Source organism: Paenibacillus sp. CFBP13512 (assembly GCF_005233705.1).
GTDB lineage: Bacteria > Bacillota > Bacilli > Paenibacillales > Paenibacillaceae > Saccharibacillus > Saccharibacillus nuruki.
In genome coordinates this window covers 248,712-272,184 of the sequence record NZ_QGAD01000003.1, presented here as the reverse complement: position 1 = coordinate 272,184, position 23,473 = coordinate 248,712, and the positions used below count along the sequence as shown (strand labels likewise).

The 23,473-nt window shown below is 38.9% G+C and carries 18 protein-coding genes; 5 read left to right on the top strand and 13 right to left on the bottom strand.

From position 1 onward, the window contains the following. From PaeCFBP13512_RS05665 to fba, 6 genes are all read right to left on the bottom strand, one after another. Positions 1-825, bottom strand: coding sequence for a carbohydrate ABC transporter permease (locus PaeCFBP13512_RS05665; protein ID WP_137221777.1), 825 nt, complete (start codon positions 823-825; stop codon positions 1-3). 15 nt (positions 826-840) lie between these two features. Further along, the gene (locus PaeCFBP13512_RS05660; RefSeq protein WP_083243424.1) at positions 841-1,779 is read right to left on the bottom strand and encodes a carbohydrate ABC transporter permease; all 939 of its coding nucleotides are present in this window, start codon (positions 1,777-1,779) and stop codon (positions 841-843) included. A 16-nt stretch (positions 1,780-1,795) separates the two neighbouring features. After that, complete coding sequence (locus PaeCFBP13512_RS05655) at positions 1,796-3,073, bottom strand: ABC transporter substrate-binding protein (protein ID WP_241669291.1); 1,278 nt, start codon at positions 3,071-3,073, stop codon at positions 1,796-1,798. Positions 3,074-3,218: 145 nt separating this feature from the next. Further along, positions 3,219-3,998, bottom strand: coding sequence for a DeoR/GlpR family DNA-binding transcription regulator (locus PaeCFBP13512_RS05650; RefSeq protein ID WP_069327119.1), 780 nt, complete (start codon positions 3,996-3,998; stop codon positions 3,219-3,221). A 119-nt stretch (positions 3,999-4,117) separates the two neighbouring features. Beyond that, complete coding sequence (locus tag PaeCFBP13512_RS05645) at positions 4,118-5,050, bottom strand: 1-phosphofructokinase family hexose kinase (RefSeq protein WP_137221775.1); 933 nt, start codon at positions 5,048-5,050, stop codon at positions 4,118-4,120. Then, positions 5,047-5,913, bottom strand: a complete 867-nt coding sequence (fba, locus tag PaeCFBP13512_RS05640; protein ID WP_137221773.1) for a class II fructose-1,6-bisphosphate aldolase — start codon at positions 5,911-5,913, stop codon at positions 5,047-5,049. The genes PaeCFBP13512_RS05645 and fba overlap by 4 nt, the downstream gene beginning before the upstream one ends. Positions 5,914-6,194: 281 nt before the next feature. Between fba and PaeCFBP13512_RS05635 the strand changes: the two genes are divergently transcribed. Next, positions 6,195-7,238: an SIS domain-containing protein gene (locus PaeCFBP13512_RS05635; RefSeq protein WP_161594220.1), complete on the top strand. Its 1,044-nt coding sequence runs from the start codon at positions 6,195-6,197 to the stop codon at positions 7,236-7,238. 114 nt (positions 7,239-7,352) lie between these two features. Here the strand turns inward: PaeCFBP13512_RS05635 and PaeCFBP13512_RS05630 are convergent, their stop codons facing one another. After that, on the bottom strand, positions 7,353-8,093 hold the full coding sequence (locus PaeCFBP13512_RS05630; protein WP_137221769.1) for a sulfite exporter TauE/SafE family protein: 741 nt from the start codon (positions 8,091-8,093) through the stop codon (positions 7,353-7,355). Between the two features lie 132 nt (positions 8,094-8,225). On the opposite strand from PaeCFBP13512_RS05630, the gene PaeCFBP13512_RS05625 reads away from it, so the two are divergent. From PaeCFBP13512_RS05625 to PaeCFBP13512_RS05615, 3 genes are all read left to right on the top strand, one after another. Next, the gene (locus tag PaeCFBP13512_RS05625) at positions 8,226-9,143 is read left to right on the top strand and encodes a helix-turn-helix transcriptional regulator (protein ID WP_137221767.1); all 918 of its coding nucleotides are present in this window, start codon (positions 8,226-8,228) and stop codon (positions 9,141-9,143) included. Positions 9,144-9,236: 93 nt separating this feature from the next. Then, the gene (locus tag PaeCFBP13512_RS05620) at positions 9,237-9,731 is read left to right on the top strand and encodes a DinB family protein (protein ID WP_137222017.1); all 495 of its coding nucleotides are present in this window, start codon (positions 9,237-9,239) and stop codon (positions 9,729-9,731) included. Between the two features lie 121 nt (positions 9,732-9,852). Next, a complete protein-coding gene (locus PaeCFBP13512_RS05615; protein WP_241669290.1) occupies positions 9,853-10,338 on the top strand; it encodes a YdeI/OmpD-associated family protein in 486 nt (161 codons plus the stop codon). 95 nt (positions 10,339-10,433) lie between these two features. On the opposite strand, the gene PaeCFBP13512_RS05610 is transcribed toward PaeCFBP13512_RS05615, so the two are convergent. The 3 genes from PaeCFBP13512_RS05610 to PaeCFBP13512_RS05600 all read right to left on the bottom strand — a co-directional run bounded on the left by PaeCFBP13512_RS05610 (position 10,434) and on the right by PaeCFBP13512_RS05600 (position 16,717). Beyond that, the gene (locus PaeCFBP13512_RS05610; protein WP_137221763.1) at positions 10,434-11,306 is read right to left on the bottom strand and encodes an amidohydrolase family protein; all 873 of its coding nucleotides are present in this window, start codon (positions 11,304-11,306) and stop codon (positions 10,434-10,436) included. Continuing rightward, the gene (locus PaeCFBP13512_RS05605) at positions 11,303-14,446 is read right to left on the bottom strand and encodes a GNAT family N-acetyltransferase (protein ID WP_137221761.1); all 3,144 of its coding nucleotides are present in this window, start codon (positions 14,444-14,446) and stop codon (positions 11,303-11,305) included. The genes PaeCFBP13512_RS05610 and PaeCFBP13512_RS05605 overlap by 4 nt, the downstream gene beginning before the upstream one ends. A 219-nt stretch (positions 14,447-14,665) precedes the next feature. Further along, a complete protein-coding gene (locus tag PaeCFBP13512_RS05600) occupies positions 14,666-16,717 on the bottom strand; it encodes a beta-galactosidase (protein ID WP_137221759.1) in 2,052 nt (683 codons plus the stop codon). 173 nt (positions 16,718-16,890) lie between these two features. Here PaeCFBP13512_RS05600 and PaeCFBP13512_RS05595 point away from each other — a divergent pair, with 173 nt between their 5' ends. Next, complete coding sequence (locus PaeCFBP13512_RS05595) at positions 16,891-17,736, top strand: AraC family transcriptional regulator (protein ID WP_137221757.1); 846 nt, start codon at positions 16,891-16,893, stop codon at positions 17,734-17,736. Between the two features lie 73 nt (positions 17,737-17,809). Here PaeCFBP13512_RS05595 and PaeCFBP13512_RS05590 read toward each other — a convergent pair whose 3' ends face one another. The 3 genes from PaeCFBP13512_RS05590 to PaeCFBP13512_RS05580 form a co-directional block, all read right to left on the bottom strand. Further along, positions 17,810-18,547, bottom strand: a complete 738-nt coding sequence (locus PaeCFBP13512_RS05590; protein ID WP_137221755.1) for a TetR/AcrR family transcriptional regulator — start codon at positions 18,545-18,547, stop codon at positions 17,810-17,812. Positions 18,548-18,660: 113 nt separating this feature from the next. Further along, positions 18,661-21,774, bottom strand: a complete 3,114-nt coding sequence (locus PaeCFBP13512_RS05585) for an efflux RND transporter permease subunit (protein WP_137221753.1) — start codon at positions 21,772-21,774, stop codon at positions 18,661-18,663. After that, positions 21,767-23,296: an efflux RND transporter periplasmic adaptor subunit gene (locus tag PaeCFBP13512_RS05580; protein WP_137221751.1), complete on the bottom strand. Its 1,530-nt coding sequence runs from the start codon at positions 23,294-23,296 to the stop codon at positions 21,767-21,769. Before PaeCFBP13512_RS05580 ends, PaeCFBP13512_RS05585 begins: the two co-directional genes overlap by 8 nt. Positions 23,297-23,473: the final 177 nt, after the last annotated feature.

Sequence of the window (23,473 nt, the reverse complement as noted above, 5' to 3'; positions counted from 1 at the left end):
TTATTTCATACCTGTCATGGTTAAGCCTTTGATAAATTGCTTTTGGAAAATAAGGAAAACAATCATTACAGGTAAAGTAATTAAGACGGCAGCAGACATCACAACATTGTAATTGATCACATGAGTTCCGTTAAAATATACAAGTGCCAGAGGTACAGTCATATGATCGGTATCATTCAATACGATTAATGGCCATAGATAATTGTTCCATGCATTCATGAATGTAAAGATACCAAGCGCTGATAACATCGGCAAAATCAGAGGAGCAATAATGCGAACCATCAATCGCAATTCACCAGCACCATCTATCCGCGCAGCATCTAACAAGTCTTGCGGGATATCTTCAATAAACTGTTTAGCTAAGAACACTCCATACGAACTAACAAGGTTAGGCAAAATAATAGCGGCTAAATGATCAATCAATCCAAGTCTTGCAGTGATCAGATAGGTGGGAATCATAATCACTTGAAAAGGAATCATCATCGTTGCCAGAATCAACATAAATAAAATGCGTTTGCCTTTAAATTGATGCTTAGCAAAAACGTAGCCGGCAAGTGCACTTGTAAACAGTGTAATGATGGTAATAATGACTGCTGAAATAGCGCTATTCCACATCCATTTCACAAATGGAGCATCTTCAAATACAGTGAAATATCCTTCTAATGTCGGATGATTTGGAAAAAAACTTCCCTGACCTGACATGATATCCATATTGCTTTTGAAAGAAGATACTACCATCCATAGATAGGGAACCATCATTGCTACTGCTGTCACGATTAGAAACACCAATACGATCGAATCCAACCATGGACTTTTTCGTTGCATCTGTATCTCCTCCTCCTATTGTTCCCAGCTAGAACGTCCTAATCGGAACTGAATTAATGTAACGATTAAAATGATGATCAAGAATATAGTTGCCATTGCCGAAGCATAGCCCATATTGGAATTGGAAAAAGCTTGGTCATAAATATTAAGTGCTAAGACTCTTGTTTCGTTAAACGGCTCTCCTTTGGTCATAATCTGGAATTGTGGAAATGCTTGAAAATACGAAATCACTGTAGTGATCGTTACAAATAACATCGTTCTACGCAATAAAGGCAACGTCACAAAAAAGAACAAATGCCAGCGATTAGCGCCATCCAGAATAGCCGCCTCATAATACATATCAGCAATAGAATCTCTGCCTGCTATAAATAGCACGATATTATAGCCAATATCTGCCCAGAGCGTCATCATAATAACCGATAACAAGGCGTATTTGGGGTCACTTAACCAGTGAACAGGAGCAATATGTAGCTGACCCAGAATCACATTGAACAATCCACTGTCATAATTCAAAATAGTTGTCCAAACAATTGCCGTTCCCGCTAGTGGAGCAATAGCCGGTAAAAAGAATAGTGTGCGAAATAAATTTTTAAGCCATTGGATTCGTATTGCATAGATCGCACTTGCAATAACTAAGGTAATCAAAATATTGCTGATCACAGTAATACCAACGAATTTAAAAGTGACCCAGAGCGATTTTAGAAAGACTGCATCTTGAAATAACAATGCATAATTTCTGATGCCTATAAAAACAGCATGATTACTGAGCGGACTATAATCATAAAAAGATAACAACAAACTCCAAGCAATCGGCAGAAAAGCAAATACTCCAAAAAGAAGTAGAATCGGGGCTAGAGCAATACGTACAAACCATTTCTCATTTTGATATGAACGAGTGGTTCCTTTATCGAATGTTCTTTTGCTGGTATTTCCAGCTTCGATACTTTTATTCATTCGCTATTCACCTCGATTACTTGTGTTGGTCTTGACTTGAATTGATTGATTTTTCTATATTACCTAGACCTGTTTCGACGGTGATCTGTCCGCTTACAATCAACTGAAAGTTATCATTAATCTGTTTGAAGAAATAATCTCGATCTGCAACAGGACCAATCCATTGACCATACTTCAAAATATCAAGCGGTGCTTTCATGTATGGATTCTTCTTCAAAAATTCAGGATTATTCGCGACTTCTTTTTTGGCAGGTACCGTAAATGTACTTACATTCCATTGAAGCAGATTTTCATTTTCGCTTAGAAATTGAATGAAACTCAAAGCTTGCTTCTGTATTTCACTTTTACTGGCTACCACTACACCCCATCCTGATTCTGCTGCGAAATAAGGATTCTCATTCGTAAATGAAGGAACAGGGGCATACTCAAAATCTTTCACCTTATAGTTATCCAGTCCAGAAGCAACTGTCCAAGGACCACGATAAGTCATAGCAGAATTGCCACGGAAAAAGTAATCTGAACTATCCAATTGACCTCCAAAAACAGAAAGATCAGTTACTTTATCTACACTAACTAAAGAAGTAAGCGTATTCATTGCTCGGATAGCTTCTGGAGTTTGAAAGCTTACATGGTTATCGGTTCCCCAGTACTTTCCATTCTGTTGCAAAATCATGGAGAGAAAGGTAAACGTAATATTGTCTAAAGAAACAAAATCAAATCCTTTGATTTGAATGCCATTATCATTACGTACCGTTAATGTTTTGGCATTTTCCACTAAATCAGCCCATGTTTTGGGTGGGTACTCTAGCCCTTTATTTTTGAACATTTCAGGATGGAGTAACATGCCTCCATTTTCGAGGTTATATTCAAGTGGTAAACCGTATAACTTGCCATTGTATTGATAAGCTCCTAATGGAGCTGGATAATACTCTTTGCTGATCTTGTCGATATCAGGAACTTCAGTCAGCGCTCCATTTTTACTATACTCTGGAACCCATGTACCAAACATCTCAGCTACATCGGGAGGGTTTTGTGCAGAAAAAGAGGCTTTAAGTTTTTGATTATAAACGTCATATGGAAAGGTCTGAAATTCAATTTCGATATCGGGGTGCTTGGCTTCATAAGCTTTGATCAGCTTGTTATATGCATCATTCATTGCACTTTCTTGATGTGCCCAAAATACGATTTTAGTTTTACCAGAGGAGCCTACATTTTTAGAATTCGATGCACATCCTGCTAGCATCACAGTAATCAAGATCAGTAAGATGAAATGGTTCAAAACCTTAGTAGGCATATTAATGAATTCCCCCTTTCAAATTCAGTACTCTTACATGCTCTATTTCTATTACCTATAGTGTATAGACAAAAGTTGGATATTCGAGCTAAGCAACCTTGTCTATACGTAATAACAGCTATATGATCAGATGGATATCCAATCATTAGACAAGTTGTAGTTGAACATGTTCTTTCTCACATAATTGCTGTAACCAAGAATCAGGATGTACATTAGTGATAATACCGGTCACTTCTTTTAAAGGCATAATCGTAAATAAAGCTGTTTTCTCAAGTTTACTTTGGTCGAACACAGCATATACTTCACTAGAACGCTCACTCAATTGCTGAGCAATACGTACTTCTAATTCAGAATGCATAGTAAACCCTCGTTCAGATGCGACACCATCTACACCCAAGAACATTTTGCTCAAATTAATCTTCTGAATAACACTTTCAGCTAAAGGGCCAATTAATTCATAACTTTGTGAGCGCATCACACCACCTGTTAGAACCACTTGGATTCCTTCAGCATCTGCTAATTCAAAAGCAATATTGACGGCATTTGTAACAACAGTGATATTTTTGCGATGCTTCAATTCCATAGCGATCAAAAAAGTAGTTGTACCACCTGTAAGACCAATAACATCACCGTCAACGACTAATGCAGCCGCCGCTTCTGCGATTTTTTGCTTATCTGGTTGCTGAGCTAGCTGTTTATCGACAAATGGAACTTCATCCTGACTGATTTTGCTTCCACCCTCGTAGACGGCTCCGCCAATCGTACGAATCAGATGTCCTTCTTTCTCCATAAGATCTAGATCACGTCTAGCTGTAGCTTCAGAGCAACCGATAACGCTAGTAATTTCTTGGACAGATATTTTTCCATTCTTTTTGATCATATCCATAATTTTTGTTCGCCGTAATTCACTTTTAGAATACTCCATTTCTGCAATCTCCTTTGATTGTTATGAGCATTATTCATATAATTCTGCTCTTTTTAATCATTTTGTATGATTACAGAATGAATTGCAAGTATTTATGATCGGTTCATACGGTTCACCTTTTATAAAGGAATGACCTGAACAGCAGATTCTAACTCCAAGTAAGTAGCATAATCCATATCGCCTGCTTTTTCAGATAAAGCATTTGCACTAGCAACCGCAGAAGCTAACTTTAACTGTTGTATAGGGTCGCACTGTCTTAATGTGGCAAATGCCATGCCTGCTACAAAAGCATCACCGCATCCTACCGTATTAATGGCTTGAATAGACGGAGATATCACTTGATACACTTGCTTATTGATGATTGCAATCGCTCCCTGACTTCCTCGTGTAATACAGACATTCTCTATCCCATGATTAATAAGAAGCCATGCTGTATCAATATATTGCTGATCTGTTGTCAGCGAAGTATTGCTCCACTGTTCTAACTCATGTTGGTTCGGTTTGATAAAATAAGGCTTAGCTTGGATTGAATCTGTAAAAGCAGCTCCACTTGTATCCAAAAAAGCATGTGCACCTGCCTGTTGTACAATTTCGATCAGTTCAGCATATCCATTCGTTGCGACTCCTTGAGGTAAACTCCCTGAAAAAACAATAATCGTAGACAACTGTGCAAGTTGTTGTATTTTCTGCTTGATGGCTATCCATTGCGATGAAGAAATCGTAAGCCCCGGTTCTAAAAGTTCAGTAGAAGCATATTGACTGGATTCATCAATAATATTAAGACATATTCTCGATTCACCTGATGTCATAACAAAATCTGTATTTATTTTGCGTGTTTGTAGTAAATGGTCTATTAGTTGTCCATTGTCTCCTCCTATACAACCAGAAGCAGTCACTTCACCACCTAATAATTTGATGATTTTGGCTACGTTGTTTCCTTTACCCCCTGGTTCTGTTAGTACACGTCTGACCCGATTGACCTGATGGGTAGCAAATGAATCCATATAATACGTTTTATCGACTGCTGCATTCAATGTCACCGTAGTAATCATTGTAGAACGCCAGCTTTACCTGCCGATCCGCATAAGCCGATTTTTTGCATGGCTAGTTGTTTAACTGCTTCTTTGGCAGGAATCATATATTTACGTGGATCATTTTCTGAAGGATTTTCGTCAAAAACGTGCTTAATCGCATCAGAGAACGCGATACGTAATTCAGTAGCTACATTCATTTTGGACATCCCTAGAGCAACGGCTCGCTTCACTTGTTCTGCTGGAATACCTGAACCTCCGTGAAGAACCAATGGGATATCGACCAATGCTGCAATTTTCTCGATTCGTTCAAAATCAATATGAGGGTCACCTTTATAAATACCATGTGCTGTTCCGATCGCAGGTGCTAATGTAAGTACTCCGGTTTGTTTTACAAATTTCAGACATTCTTCAGGATCTGCTAATAGAGCATCTTTTTCATCAACGACGATATCGTCTTCTACCCCTCCTACTTTGCCAAGTTCTGCTTCTACATTTACACCAGCAGCAGTTGCTACTTCCATGACTTTGCTAGTGATGGCTACATTATCATCATAAGGATGCATTGAAGCATCAATCATGACCGAGGTATAACCTGCTCGTATACATTCAATAATAAGATTGAACTCTGTACAGTGATCCAAATGAAGAGCGATCGGAATAGAAGATTGATTAGCAGCAACCGTCGCTGCTTCGACTAAATACTTAGCTCCTAAGTGACGAACAGTGCCCACTGTCGATTGAATAATAAGTGGAGACTCCATTTCTGTAGCAGCATCTACAACAGCTTGTAGCATTTCCAAAGTATGTACATTGAAAGCAGCTACAGCATATTGATGTTCTCTTGCCTTTTGGAGCATAACAGTGGATGAAATAATTGGCATATTAGCATCTCCCTAATGATTGAATAAATCATTTAATTTGATTCTTTAGATCATTTTTTAATTATGATACTCTTAATTTATGATCAAAACAATCTTTTTTTATTATTTTTTACAAATTTATTTATTTTTCGATTAAATAAGCGTAATAAATATCGAAATAATCAATTTTTGATTTAATAAATCATAATTTTGATTGAAAAAATCAAAATAAAGAAATATACTATATATGAAGTCCGCTCGTAATGACTATGTTGCAAAATATACTATATGGAGGTCAATTCATGAATTTAACGTATCAGGAAGTAAAAAAGCAATATACAGCGCTACATCAGACGTTCAATTATATGCTAGAACATCGTCATGCTATTGAAGAATTAAGACAACAAGTTCAACCTACTTCTATTACCTTTGTAGGTTGCGGCTCTAGTTACTGCCTAAGTGAATCCGCTGCTTTTTCGACTCGTTTGTATACAGATATGCCTGCATCTGCATTAGCAGGTGGTGATCTTATGCTAAATGCAGAGCGATATGCTCCTCTTTTGGCAAATACATTATTGGTTGCTCCATCACGCTCAGGGAGTACAAGCGAAATTATAGAAGCTATTCAACGTGTACGTAAACTACAACCTCTTTCGGTTCTTTCTCTATCCTGTGTATCCGATTCTCCTTTATCTACACAAGCTGACTTATCTTTAGAATTACCATGGGCATTTGACCACAGTGTATGTCAGACTCGTACAGTCACGAATTTGTATGTAGCTAATCTGTTAATTAATGCTTTTTGGAGTAATGATGAGAAATTAATTGAAGATATTCAAAGTGCGATTCAAATGGGCGAAGCTTATATGGAAAAAGTAGAAGCATCAATTCGAGAAGTAGCTGATTTTGCATGGAAACGTGTCATTTTATTAGCAGATGGTGAATTACAAGGATTAGCTAACGAGGGTGCAATTGCTATTACTGAAATTGCTCAAGCAGAAGCGCATGCTTTTCACTTATTAGATGTTCGCCATGGCCCAATGGTCACTATTGATCAAGATACATTGGTGATTGCAGCATTAACTGGAGAAGGCACATCGTATCAACATGATCTTATTCAAGATATCCATGCTCGCGGAGCACGAATTATTGCGTTAGCCGATCACGCCAATCGGATGCCAGATGCATTAGTCCATCTAGGAATTGTTTTAGAACAACCTTTGCATCCAGCAGCACAAGGAATTCCTTTTATTTTCATCCCGCAAATAGTCGCTTTAGCCAGTGCAGAGCGTCAGAATATTAATCCTGATCAACCCGATGGATTGGAAGCATGGGTAAAATTGTAAAGTAGATTTGTATTTGTAATAGTGCCGATAAAATTTATACAACAAAAGAGAACAGTCCTCTATAAAGGTCTGTTCTCTTTTGAGTTGTACTATTTAGCCTATCATTTATTCATTTCAAATCACACCTAGACCTGCTAATAGCGTCCAAATTCCAGATAAAATAATCAATCCCAATGAATACTTTTTAAACTTCTGCTCGTTCAAATAGTTAACCGCTTTAACTCCAATCCATGTCCCAATCACCATCACCGGTAACATCCAACCTAGATACAGACTCATCTCCTGATCGATCAATCCACTATATACAAAGGTAATGATCGTCACTCCATTTAATATCACACCGACTAAGGCTAGATTGGCTCGAAACATCTGCTTGGACATGCCTTGATTAGACAACATCAATGCCATGGGAGGTCCACTAACAGAGATACTTCCACTCAACAACCCACTTAACGCTCCTGCTGATAGATAAGCCGCTTTTTCATTGGCTATCGGAATGGTGCGTCCACTTAACAAAAACACAGCAAATAGTGTAATCAATATACCTGTCGCAATTTTAAGTACACTCCCACTGATAATAAGTAAAAATAACGTTCCTACCGGAGCCATAGCAACACTTGCGATAATCAATAATCCGATTTTACGAATATTCGTATCTCGATACACTGAACCTAAGACCAACAAACAAATCAGCATACTCAATATCACAATCATCGGCACAACACGTTGAATAGGGAGAAACAAGCTCAGTAAAGGTAAAGCAATCAACGCAAACCCAAAACTAGTCAGTCCTTGTACAAAACTTGCAATCAGGATAATACCTGCCCCCATCAGTAGAGCATCTATAGTAATCATCTATACTCCTTCATGTTAACTAGATTCTATATTATATTAGATTATACGGTATACTTTTATCTATCCATACTATAATACTTTATAAGATCAATATAGATATAATCTACTAACCAAATTAGGCGGGATAATACGATGAAATTAGAACGATTAATTGCGATGATCTATAAATTACTTCATCATGAAGTATTGTCTGCTTCTGTATTGGCAGAACAATTTCAAGTTTCACAACGGACTATTTATCGGGATATTGATGTACTCTGTGCTGCTGGATTACCGATTGTCTCTTACCAAGGTAGTGGCGGCGGATACGGGATTATAGATGGATACAAAATGGATAAAAGTCTACTAGGTGCGTACGATGTCAATTCATTGATCACTGTTCTTGGTAGTCTCTCCACTGTATTTCAAGATCAACGTGCTCAAAGTACTATTGAACGTCTACAGAATATTGCTCCTGAACATCATCATTCTAATCTGGCGATCAATTTTAATACATACCGTACAGAACCTCATGCGCTGCTTTTTCTACGTCAAGGCATTACAGATACCAGAGTCGTTCGTTTCGATTATATTAATGCCAATAATGAGCATAAGGCGCGAGAAATCGAACCGTTATGGCTTCATTTTAAATATAGCACATGGTATGTACAAGGATTCTGCCGGACACGTCAGGATTATCGTGAATTTCGCTTGTCTCGAATGATGAATGTGGAGTTAACCGAAGAACATTTCCAAGCTCATCCACTTAGCCCTCAAGAGCCTATACATGCCGAACAAGAATGGAATACTTTATTAGAAAATATATTGATTCGTGTAGCACCCCAAGCCTTGTCTGAAGCACTGGACCAATTTCAGCAAGCCGATAAGGAATTTCAGACAGATGGAAGTATGATTATGCGTATTCCTGTCTACCAACCACTGGAAGCCAAATGGTTGCGGTCGACACTGCTTAGCTTCGGAGATGGTATTGAAGTGCTAGAACCTATCGAGTTACGTAGTATCTTAAAGCAACAACTTCAACAGGCGCTCAACCTTTATCCAGAAGTATGACATACTGTTGTCATACTTGTTTGGCTATGATGAGGTTAGAAATTAATCATCATTCCAGAGGAGCTGTTATTTGTGCCAAATCATCCTGTAGCTATGTTTGAGTATCATATCTGGGCAAGTCGTACGATTATGGAAAGGATTCAAGAACTACCTGCTTCTGTGTTACATGCAGAAGTAGGTAGCTCTTTTCCAACTATTGCACATGCACTAAGTCATATGTACGCTGTAGATCGAATGTTTTATCAAGTGTTAAAAGGTGAAGAAATGCCGGAAGCCTTACAAGAATGTATGGCTTTAAATCAGACCACACTGACTTCTATCGATGAGTATATCACTCGTTTTGCAGTATTAACTGATCAGTATCAACAATGGCTACAAAGTGAAATAGATTTAGAACAATCTCTTCTACTGAACAATCCTTATGTCGGCCCAAGGCAGACGCGTTTAGCGGAAATCGTACTGCATGTAGTAAACCACGGAACATATCATCGAGGAAATATTTCTACTATGCTTCGTCAATTAGGTCATGCTTCTGTAATGAATGATTATCTATTATTCTGGTATCAGGAATCGGCATCATCTATCTAATGATCGAAAGGAACATGATACATTGAATAACATTGACCATCTTCTCACTATACATTTCAGAATAGAATTAAGAGCATGGTTACAACAGCATAGTAATGATATGCCCTATTGTTGGGTGATTGTGAGTATCACACCTGTTCCCAATATTCTACTCTATCTAGATGTGGTCGAAGAATGTCTATGCTTTGGCTGGATCGATGGGGTCAAAAAGAAAATATCTGATACACAATTAGCACAGCGATTATCTCCTCGTCATCCAAAAAGTTCATGGACTGAACTAAATAAAGAACGTGTTCGTCGTTTAGAGCGACTGGGATTGATGACGGAGGAAGGTCGAAAAGTACTACCTGATATGAACGAAGAACATTTTATTATTCATCCACATATCCTTCAAGCTTTACAAGAAGAGCCTGAAGTGTATGCTCACTTTCTAACTTTTCCAGCACTATATCAAAGAGTGAGAATCGATACAATTCAGAGTATGGAGCATCAACCTGAAGTATTTCACAATCGGCTTCAGAAATTGATCACTAACACCAAAGCCAATAAAATGTACGGTCAGTGGCATGACAATGGGCGTTTATTGGATGCTCACGATTTGTTATAAATGATTATTTACTTGTATGACTATACATTCTCAAACACAAAAACGTGTACTTCCATGTCGATGCTTGACATACAAGTACACGTTTTGATTTATGATTAGATTGATTGCGACTCTATCCAGCTTTTCAACTTGGGAAAGACTTCAAGTGCATTATTATAAAATACATTCTCCCATTGCGCTTCAGGAATTAGATTTTTGATAAAAGCAATATAAGCATCTAAAGGCACTAACGGCCAGTCGGTACCGAATACAAGCCGATCATACTTTTCAGCAAACACGATAGCACGCTTGAAATGATCCACATAGGTTTGTTCACCCATCAGGCGGTACACTTTAGAGCTATCTCCAACAATCCAACCGGATAGATCAGCATATAAATTGGGATTTTTCTCAAGTAGAGCTGCGGTATCCATCACCCACGGATCACCCAAATGACATAACATAAAGGTAATATCCCGGTGCTTCAGGAACGTTTCTTCCATGGATAAAGGATGTGAGTATTTAAGCAGTCCATGATCTGAATAGGTTAGACCTCCATGAATAACGATCGGAAGTTCATACTTACGCGCAAGATCATACACCGGATCATAGATAGCATCACCCACATTATAATGATAATACCCTGCATATAACTTAATCCCTACAACATGATCCCATTGTAACGATTCCTCTAATGCTTTGCATTGACCTTCTTGATGAAGAGTCACCGGGTTAATCCCTACACAGGTAAACAGGTTATCTGGCATAGGGTCTTTCAGATCTAACAACATGGGATTAGGAGCATCTGTATCCGGGAAACCACCAGCAGAAGTCTCTGTTACGCCCATGCCAACAGCAGCGACTACGCCTGATCGTACAAATTCATCCAATAATCCTTGTTGACTATAGTCAATTGAAGCTAATGTCTCAGCTGTATCATAAAAAGATTCTATTTCCGAAAAATGAATATGGGCATCTATGATTTTCATGATGGACTCCCTTCTGAATCATTTATTGCATCACGTACATCAAATTGTATATTGAATAAATCTGATAATGTGGAATCTGGAATCTCGGCATCTGAAATGATATAAAATTGTGGTTTGCCCCATACCTGTTCATTGTTGTTAGCAAATAGGTTAGCGATAGCAACAGAAGCGACTAAATGCGTATTCACAAACACAGCACAAGACTCATTTTCTGGATGGTCAACAAACAGTAACTTTTCTTTCCGTTCATTAGATCCAAAGCGAATGATTCTATCTTTGACTTCTGTCTCATATTGCACTTTGCCCGCTTTATAGATCACATCTTCTTGGACTGTATTTTTAATATAAGCTTTGGCGTCTTTGATCTCTTCACTGACTTTGTAAAAGCTAAAATGATTCGCACCAAATGGTGATAATGTGGTTCCTGTATGTTGATCAAGCTTAATAAAGTTACACAGGACAGGAACCCCTGGAAGCGTAACATAATACTGCTGGAACGACAGTCCTTTTAATTTTACATTGTTCTGAATATGAACCGTAATACAAATACCTGACCATACATTTCCTAGATTATCTTTGATTTCTGTAAATTCAACAGAGCGTTCTTCTTCTAACAAGGTACGTGGTGATAGACCATGAACTTCTAATGTCATCCCACCTATCCATGGATTCCACCATGATTTAGCGACTGGTTGTGGAAATGAAGAATCTAACCATTCGACCCCATGATACTTCAGCGAAAATACAGTCGGTGCAAAAGATTGACTGGCTTGAAATTCAAGTACACCATTGCGCACCGTATGAATATCTCCATGCTCTGTGGAGATAATTTCCTGCGTGATCGCTTGTTCAGATTCTGGAAAGACTAAGCGCTGTTCTTCCAGTATATAAGAATCCATATCCAGTTGTAATCTCAGCACATCTATTTCATGAGCTGATTGTAAAGGAAGTTGAACCTCGAAATCATGCAGTTCTAATGTTCTATCAAGCTCATATTGATTCGGCTCTATACTATTGAACTGTGAAGCAATCGATAGCGTACCCTCTAGTATCACATTTTTGTGTTCTGTAATCTCCACATGTAGTGATTGCTGTGCAAATGGATTGCCTTGATTTACTTTTAGCTCCAGAGATGAAGTCGCTATTAATGTATCTGCTGAGCTTTTCTGTAAAGCAAATGTCCGAAAATCTTGCCAATCATTCCATGTACCAATCGCTAACTGTAGTGCAGGCGTTTCGACTTGTTCTCCAAGCTTGCTGAGCGATAGCGAATGTTCTAATGCATATAACCAATGATCTGTAATCAATGTCTGATCGGCTGACCATGTTACACCATAGGTTGCATGAGGGGTATATGAGAACAACCAATTTTCAGTAATATCGCTAACTTCCCAGTAATCTGTAGCCGAAGCGTCAGAACCTTTAGCTGTATGGATATACTGATGTCGATAAGGAATAATACTATTTTCTAGCGCAAGGCGGAAATGTTCTTTTAAAAATAAAGGTTCGGTTCTTTCCTGTTCACTCGTATTCTTCACTTTGTAATATCGATTTACGATACCATTTGGATATAGTTCTACAACAGTTGTCAAAAGGATATGGAGCGTTTCCAGATTATATTCTGCTTCAAGAATCATCGCTTCTTCTTGGCGGAAAGTGACCTTAGACGCACGATCTTTTTGAAACTCATTTTTGTAAGGTAGTCCAAATTTGGGATGGAACAGTTGGGTAATACTTTCTAGCCCTTTATAGATAGCAAGCTTATTGTTTATTTTGTTCAAGCAGACATGGTATTGTCCGTTAGAAATAACCCAATCTTCAGCCGTCTCGCCTCCAAAAGAAGAGGAGATCCCTGAAAATACAAGACTTATGTATTGGTCAAGAACTTTGGAATCGGCTGTATAGCTTTTTTCCTTGTAAATAGAAATCGAACGATGCCAGATACCATAGCTAAGTAGCGTTGCTGTCAGTGTCACTGCTTGACGTGATCGAGCTGGAACTTCAATAGCTACTTCTGCATGTTGAAAAGATAAGATATCGTCATCTGGACATTTCATATAATAAGTTACGGTTTGATCGTATTCATTTTCTACTGTTAATTCTAATTGTACTTCTTCGCCGACCATGATCATGCGGTGAGGCGCTTGTAATTTTAAGCGAACTGGAAATTTAGGTTCGACTCCGATCTTGAATATAGCAGACTTCCCATTAATGACTAACTCGGCTTCGACAACCGGATGCGTCTGGAAAAGGTCTTGCTCTTCTTCAATCGGCATAATCTGAAACTGTCCCTCAATAGTGGCGTGGGTGTCTACTGTTTTCGATTCTTGTAAGTCAAACGATACCGCGCTGTTACTGATTGATCGGATCTCAAGCGATAAGGGCTTACCTGTTTTGTTAATGATTTCATAGACAATCGGATACTCCGTTCCAAAGGGCAATCCATGCGCAACAGGGATCGTCGCTTGAATCTTATAATCATTCGTTTCAATCAATCGCAGTCCGCGTCCTGTGCGTTCATATTCCATTTTGAGGTGTAGATCGTCTTTACTCCACTGATAGGTGAAATAATCAAATCCATACTCTTGCCGTCCATCCGGTTCGGTTATAATGTCGCGAGTACTATCTGTATACCAATCCATATGTTCAAAATAAGACTGTACTGCTGGTGTCTGCAACACCGAAGGAATAAGGTTGATAAGATGTGTAGTATCATCCCGACGTTCCCAGAAAAAACCTGCTTTTTTGTACGTAGGAACAGCTTTGATATTCCCCGGCCATGTATACAAATCTAAGCGTGGCCATCCACGTTGTAACGTTTCTTCGACTGCTCGTAAGACCAAGCGCTTGCCGATCTTATGTCCATGATAATCTGGACGTACATTAAGTAAAGGAATGTATAAAGCACCTGTATCTTCTTTATAATGAGAAAAGCTACAATATCCTACGACTTCTTCTGCTACTACTGCTAAAAAGATATCAATATGTGTATGATTGTGGTGTTCTTTCAAAATCATTTGTTCGGTCTGAACAGTATTATCACCACCCCAACTTTCATGACTGGCATTCCACATTTCTGCAATCGATGCAGCAAAGCGTGGTTCATAAGTTACTATTTGAATATTATCCATTTGGGTCATTGTTCTGGCTCCTCTATTAGATAAAATATCCGTATTTTACTAGCTACGATTCAATGAAGATACAACTGTCGCTCCTTTCTGTCTAATTGTCTTTTATAATACTATGGTTCACTGCATAAGCAAAGCTTGAGAACGATCATACTATTCATGTGATAACTCCTACAAATCAGAGCAACAAAAAACCTCCTCATGATCAGGAGGTTTTTGACTTATTTCAAATTAAGACTGTAAAATCATCACGCCATAAGCTGGTATAGTCGTGGCTCCATCTATAGTTGTGCCTGTTAAGATATCTGTACGCGGAACTTTAGTATGGATAGGAGCTGGTTGATCACTGTAATTTAGCAAAAATACATAGTCTGCATGTTCATTCTGGCGAATCCCTACTTCTACTTGCTCCGGTAATTCTAACCAATCGACAAGCGGTGAAGAAATATCCAATAGACTCAACAATTCATCTACAACTGCTTCATTAAAAGCTGCTCCATAATACAACACCTGACCTTGCCCCTGTGAACGCTTGGTCAATGCAGGAGCATTTTCGTAATAACACGAAGTATAGGTGGCTAATACTTCTACATCATCATGCTGAATGTGCAAAATATCGTTAAATAATTCTGCGGATTGTTCGATCTGCTTGTTATTATGCTTCCAGAGCAGTCCCGGGGCTTCAATCGTACCTGTAATAGAAGTAAAATCAGCTACAGAGATACCACATAAAGAAGCTACAGGCCCTGGCATAGGCGCCATCCGGCACTGACCATTCAAGTCTTTGTATCCTGTTCTTGCACCAAAGATCAGTGTTCCCCCTGCTTCTACATACTGAGTTAATAACATCGCTGTCTGTTCAGACATAATCGCTGCATGCGGATAAATGATGAATTGATAGCGTTGTAGTTCTTCTAATGTCTGATGACGCAAATAGATAATATCTGTTGGAATATGCTGATACTGAAGTTGCTTGAACCATGCATTAATACTTTTAGCGGTTAAAGGGCCATGCCAGATATCGTATTCGCCATCCCAATCATTATCATAATCTTTGAGAATAGCAACATTGGCTTGATACGTTGTACCTGCAATCTTTTCACCGATGGAGACAAATTCTTCCCCTACTTGAGTCGCTTCTGCAATACGACGATTAGGCTGATTATGGTAATCATTGAGACCATGCCAGTATATCTCTGTACCAAATGTAGCTGTACGCCAGCGGAAGTACATGACTAGATCTGCACCATGCAGTACAGATTGGTATGTCCACAGTCTCAATTGACCTGGACGTGGAGCAGGCATATTCATACGATTCACCCAGCCACCCGGCCCTGCTTGCTGTTCCATAATACAGAAATTATTAGATATATTACGCACAACACTTAGATTCTGACTCCATTTGCGATCCAGTAACGGCTTGTGCTCGTTATTTCCGGAAATCGTTGAAAATTGAGGATACGAATCATATGAGAAAAAGTCGAGCATTTCTTCTGTTAAGGCATGAGTATCTAAATGACCAAACAATCCATTAGTCGTAATCCAATGATGCGGTGCGACTTCTCGCAAAATCTCTGCTTGAATACGAGCAAATGCAATCGTATTGTCTGAAATAAACCGCTTTTCATCTAAGACATGATGCGGATTGGGAGAGTGTGATACGGTAGGACGTGGCAAATATACCTGCTCCCAATCTGTATACGTCTGACTCCAGAATACAGTCCCCCATGCTTTATTAAGCGCTTCCAACGTATGATAACGATGTTGTACCCATTCACGGAATGCGATATGGTCTGCTTCTGCATAGAACTCACTAATTTCACAGTTTAGTTCATTATCGATCTGCCAACCTATAATAGCCGGATGATTTTTGAAATGATTTGCCATTTGACGGGTAATATTTACACATAATTCTCTGTATTTGGGGCTACTATAATTGTAATGTCTCCGCATACCATGCTGATATGTAACACCTTCGATGGATACGTTCAATACTTCAGGGTATTTATGAGTTAACCATGCAGGCGGAGTGGCTGTAGGTGTTCCCATAATCACTTTCAATTCATATTGTTGAGCTAGATCTAATACACGATCAAACAGATCGAAATCGTATACTCCTTCTTGTGGTTCAAATACACTCCATGCAAATTCTCCGATTCGAATATGAGAAAGGTGCATCTGTTTCATTCGTTTAAAATCATCTTCCCATAAGGAATCCGACCATTGTTCAGGATAATAACATACCCCTAATTGCAAAGAATCTAGCTGAATCGATTTGTTCATGACTATCACCTCTACTGTTTGGATAGTCTTATTTTAAGTCTATCGAGCGTATCCGTATATAACGAGTAATTATCCTGATAACACTATTTTGCGATTATGGATTTACGACATAACTGCTAATACTATAAAATAGGTCGTAGCATAGCATTCATTTCATATGAAAGGACGTAATGATGAGAGAACATATTTTCTTTCCCAATCCTTCATTTCCGCATTATAGTTGTTATCCAGACTTTATAGGTGGTTATCAGAACCATGCTTCTCATACCGTAGATCGTCCAGCTCAAAGCAGTGATTTCAAATTAAACCAGTTATATAATCTACACTTTATTTTGAAAGGAAAAGGTTATGTATATAGTCAAGGTACGAAATATGAGCTGAGTGCAGGTCATGGATTCTTATACGGTCCTGAACTGGCACAACGCTATCAAGCCGATCTTTCTGATCCGTGGGATATACGTTGGGTTCACTTTTCTGCTTCGGCACTCGAATCTTTATTGGGTAATCGGGGCATTAGTGAAGTCTGGTTATTTGAACATCATCATATAGAGACATTGAATCAACGGATGGATGAGTTATTATCGCTAGGTCGCAACTTCGATCTTCAGCAAGAAATACGTGCTTCTGCTATTCTATACGAAATGTTGTTGCATATGAGTAAAGAAGCGGTCCCCCTCCACTTGCCCAAAGATCCTTCATTACCAGGCATTCATGCAGCCGCCAATTATATGCGTGAGCATTGTACGCAGTCTGTATCGATCACAGAAATTGCTATATTCACAGGTTACAGTGTGCCTTATTTTTCTCGCAAATTCCATCAATCCATGGGTGTCACGCCTACTGCTTATTTGCTAGAATCTCGAATTTTACATGCTAAGAAATTATTATTGTCTACGAATAAAACGATTCAAGATATTGCCGTGGAATCAGGCTTTTCGCAAAGTAGCTATTTTATCCATTGTTTCAAAAAAGTCGTTGATCTCACGCCTGAACAATTTAGGTTAAGTTGGGATTCTTGATAAGAACATGATATGTATAAAAAAGATGCCGAATATCTTCAGCACCTTTTTTGTTCAATCTATGGTATCACTCTCAATGCATTTCATAAGAACGTTGCTCTGTACCTGCAAAAGAATCAAGCATAACGATAGGATGTTGCTCTATACAATGGAGTAACGTCTTAACCAATAAACATCGATCTTGGCTATTCATTATTGCTTGCTCTATCTGCATGATTTCACGCCATTTTACACGCTTCATTTCTAAAGTGAGCTGATCGGTATGCATAGATATTTTCGAATTATAGAGGCTTTGTTGAATATCCAATGCTTGAAATAGTAGTACATGATTAGACTGCTGGATCTGTTGATTCAAATGGTCTTTGTTCCATTGCAATAGATTAATATCATCTAGCTCATATAAGACAGTATTCATCATTTCTAGCAGTACACCACTCAGACTGTATTCTAACCGTTGATAGGCATGATGAACAGTTGGATGATCTAATACATTTTCTTTCCCAACATGACTTTGATGCAAATGAGTATACACCATATCTAGATACTGCATATAACTTTGCATATAGTTTATTATTTTTTGCTCGGGGATCAAGTAAGGATCTACATAATTGGTGAAAATAAGATGATCTATATCTTGACACATTGTATCTAAAATCAAACTAAACAAATGATCTTTATCTTTAAATTGGTTTGTAAATTCTTTTTCCTTCAGACCACAGATCTGCATAATATCTTGCTCTGAAACAGCATCATATCCCTTTTCAAAAAATAGCAGTTTGGCTTGTTGAACCATGGTATAGGTGTTATTCATCTATTAACCTCCTTCGCACCAACGCATAGATAGCAACCACATATTTAGCTACTATCTATACATAAATGCTTTTTTAAGAAGTATATGATTAGGATAGCAATGAAGTATTGTAATTACATCGACTGTTGACGTTTGGCTAACCGTTTGTTTTTGCGTTCTATTTTAGAAGTCATTCGTTTGTCAGTATAACGAGCCATTACCATATATAACGCTGGTACAACGAATAGTGTTAATACCGTTGAGAACACCAATCCGAAAATAATAACGACACCTAGTGGACGGAATAATAACTCTCCTACAGTTGCAATTGGAATCATACCCACAATAGCTGTTAATGATGTTAAAATAATCGGACGGAAACGTGCTGAAGCAGCTAGAATAATCGCTTCTGTTAGTTCCATACCTTCATGTCTTGCATCTTCTATAAATTCAATCAATACAATCCCGTTCCGTACTACAATTCCGGCTAATGCAATAATACCCATGACCGCCATAAATCCGATCGGTGTCTGTGTTACAAATAGCCCTAGTACTCCACCTGCCGCTGCTAAATAGACTGTTGTCATAATGATAAAAGGAATCAATAAGGAATAGAACTGCATCGTAATCAGGATGAAAATAATAAATATGGCGACGACAAATAATGCACCTAAATCTTTAAACGTATCGCTCTGGCTTGATGTCTCCCCGCCTACTTCCCATGTATATCCTTCAGGAAGCTGGATCTGTTCTAACTTAGGTCTAATATCTTGCATCGCTTCTGTTGCGGTCGGTCCACTTAGTTCAGCTTCAATCGTATTCACACGTTTAAGATCATAATGATTGATCTGTTGAATCGAGAATACCGGCTTGATCTCTACAATTTGAGACAATGGAATCTGTGTACCTGCGGAATTCGTAATATTCACCTGTTGCAACAATGTATTCGGACTGCTGTTACGTGAATCTTTGATATATAATTTCAAATCAATCAAATCACTACCATTATCAAAATCTCCTACAGCAAATCCACTACCCATCATTAATAAGGTTTGAGTTAAGTTTTTGTAAGTCACTTGATAGCGGTCCATCGCTTGCTTGTTTACAGCGAAATCTAAAGTATAACTATCATTTCCTGTACTATCTGTAATCCCGTACGTACCCGGAGATTCTGAAATGATCTGCTTGATCTGATCGCTCAGACTACGTAGTTCTGGTAATTGATCCCCTGTCACTCGAATAGAAATAGGTTTTCCTACTGGAATCCCGAGTGCTGCACCTTTTACCGAAATTTGAATGCCGGGATATTCTGTTTTTAATGCGGCTGACCATAATGCTACAGTAGAATCAACATTCATCCCATGTTGCCCTGTGACTAGAATCTGACCTGAAGATGCGCCATTACCTGATCCACCCGTACTATTAAATAACTTGGGAGCCGCGCCACCTACAGCGTACGCTAATTTATCAATATCCGGCTGTTTTTTCACCCATGTCGCAATATTTTCAGTCACTTTATTCGTTTCTGTAAGCGAGGTTCCTGAAGGCAAATCAATATCTACCGAAATCTGAGGTTCTTCGGATGTGCCAAATAACTCAACAGGTGTCAATGCAGCAAGTCCGTATACAGCTGTACTAACTACAAGTCCTACCAGAGCCACCATTAATGGACGTTTGAGTAGACCTGGCATTAAGCGAAAAGCATAGCCATTCGTTAATAGCTGAATTTGCTTACCTAACAGACCCGGTGGCTTATCTACATGGCGTTTCCCTTTTTCAATTTGTCGATTCTCATACCATTCGCGGAAAATAGGAATAATCGTTAACGACATAATCATCGAAGCAAGCATACATAATGAAATAATCACTGGAATCGGTCGGATAAATGAACCCATGTCGCCCGGCAATAACATCAATGGCACAAAAGCAGAAATTGTTGCAAGTGTAGCCGTAATAATAGAAACAGCGACTTCTTTGGTACCTCGCACTGATGCTTCTTTTGGATTTTCTCCAAGGGTCGATAGCCTTCGCTCGATATTGTCATTGACCACGACTGCGTCATCGACCAGAATCCCCAGCACGATAATCAGACCTACAATGGTAATCTGGTTCAACGTGATACCAGCTTGAGGTAATGCAATCAATCCTAGAGCAATAGAGATAGGAATAGAGAGAGCTACAAAGCCTGCTGTAAGTAAGTTCATACCTAATGTACAGATCAGAATAACTGCAATAATAGCGATCGCCATTTCTCGTATTAAATCGTTAAATATTCGCTCAACTTCATCATTTTGAGCAAATAAAGACTCTATTTTCACATGAGAAGGTAATGTTTTCTCTAAAGAGGTCATTTTAGCGGATAATACTTTGTTCATATTGATAACGTCTGAACCTGCTTGACTACTGATATCCATAGTGATTGATGGAACACCATTGTAGTAACTGAGATACGATTCTGTGGTAGGAACCATTTTCACATCAGCTACATCTTTGAGATAGACCGGAATACCGGCTTCAGTTTGAGCAATCAAAATCTCTTTGATCGTATTATAATCATCTGATTTATCGACTTTGAGTTGATACGTACGATTGTCATACGTTAGATTTCCGACAGGAATACGATCATTTTCGGATTGAATCCCTTGTAATACTGTTTCCCATGAAATATTATATTGTTTCAGCTTATTCGTATCTGCTTCGATACTGATTTCTTGCTCAGGTAGTCCTTTAATCGCTACTTCAGTAATGCCGGGAATCGCACGAAGCTGCTTTTTCCATGTGTTCATAAGATCATTTAACGCATAGACATCTTCTTTGGTCTTACCATAAATAGCAAAAGACTGTACAAAACTCTGTGCTAAATTATCATTGACGATCGGTACATCTGCATCTGTAGGTAAGCTGGATTGAGCATCTTCAACTTTGCGTCTTAATTCATTCCATACTTGTTCTGCATCGGCTTTATCTTCTGCTTGTACCGTAATCGTTGAAATTCCATTTCCTGAAGTTGAAGAGATCGTTTTGAGATCAGTCACTTCTTTGATCTTTTGTTCAAGCACTTCAGTCACAGTCTGCTCCATCAGTTCTGGCGAAGCACCTGCATAAGTGGTCGTAACCATTGCTGTTTTGACCACCACATCGGGCTGTAATTGTCGAGGTAATCCTATCCCTGAATAGACACCATACAAAATAAGTAAAACAAAAAACAATAGAGTAACTTTACGTTTTCTTATAAAAAACTCAATCATGAGCAGTTACCTCTTGAGCATTCTTTGGTGTAGCCAGAGTATCGCCATTAAATAAACGGTCTGCTCCCTGTACAACGACTTGTTCTCCAACTTGAAGTCCACTTTTAATCACATACTGATTGTTATAGGACTCGCCTACAGTCACAAAAGTCTGAACAGCTTTTCCTTTGATATTTTTGAATACATAGGGTTTATCTCCTGTACTAATCACTGCTTCTACAGGTAACAGTATTCCTTTTTGCGTCGTTGCTTGACGAGAAGCTTTGACCACCTGTCCCGGTTTCCAATCTTGCTTGGTATTACTTACAGTGACTTCTGCATTGATTGAACCTGTACTTTCATTGGTTTGTGGATATAACTTGGTCACTTTACCTGTGCGTACATCATCATACAGACTTACACTTACTTCTTGCCCTACTTTCCATTGACTGATCTCGCTATCAGCTACAGGGAGTAGAACTTTCAGACGTGTGGTTTCTCCAATTACAAATGGATCGGATGAACTGCCCATAGCGCCACCACCACTTGAACCTGCACTCACTGTCTGACCGACAGATACATTTTTTTCTAAAATCACACCGCTGGTTTGTGCTTTTAATGTGGTATAGGAAAGACTCAACACAATTTTATTTTTGGCTGTGATCGCTTGATCGTAGCTTGCTTTCGCTTTGTCGACTCCTGCTTGAGATTGAGCAATACCTGCTTCTGCTTGGGCTACACTTGCTTTGGCTTGTTCTATCGTTGCTTGTGCACTAGCGATTCCTGTCTGTGCTTGGGTGACAGCAGAAGCTGCATCTGCACGTTCTGAATCACTTGCACCTTCTAGTGTTAATGAAAGCTTGGCTTGAGCGTCTTTGAGACTATCTGTCGCATCAGCTAGAGCCATCTGTGCTTGTTCATTCTCTTGTTGCGTAAGTAAGCCGTTGCTTGCTAACGTCTGCGAGCGGGTCGCTTCTGCTTTTGCCTGATTATAAGCGGTTTGTGCTTTGTTCACAGCATTTTGTGATTGTGCTTTTTCTTGCGAACGTGCTCCAGACAATACGCTTTGCTCGCTTACACGTGCGCTATCGATTTTGGCTTGAGCACTGGCTAATTGAGCGTTAGCAGAAGATACTGTAGCCATTGCATTTTGCTTAGCGGCTTGAACATCTTTTAAAGAAGCATTGGCACTGGACAGATCGGCTTGGGCAGCAGCCACAGACTGGTTCGCATCTGCTAATGATAAATTCAGATCAGCTGTATCCAGTGTAGCCAGTACAGCACCTTTCTTTACCTGTTGTCCGATCTCGCCTTTAACCGATGTCACTGTTCCAGCTGTACGGAAAGTAATAGGTGTTTCTGTATAAGCAGTTAATGTGCCTGATAAATTGTAATTCACATTAAGCGCTTGTTTTTGAATAGTGGTAAATGTTACATTGCTACTTGTTGTATTCACAGCAATTGTCGAAGAGTCTGTAGAACAAGCAGTTAGACTGATAACAAGTAGTATAGCTATACCTGCAAAATATCCTTTTCTATTCATTGATCATGTTCCTCTCTTATCTCAACACCAGTATAGTTGTGGTTTCTCTGTGCTTATCCTAGCAAAGATAATATGTTGTCGAATCGTCCAATCGTACATGCACATCATGCCCTTTCGGGCAGAATTTATCACAACGCAAAAAAGAACACATCTCTACAAACAAGTGATGTGTTCTAC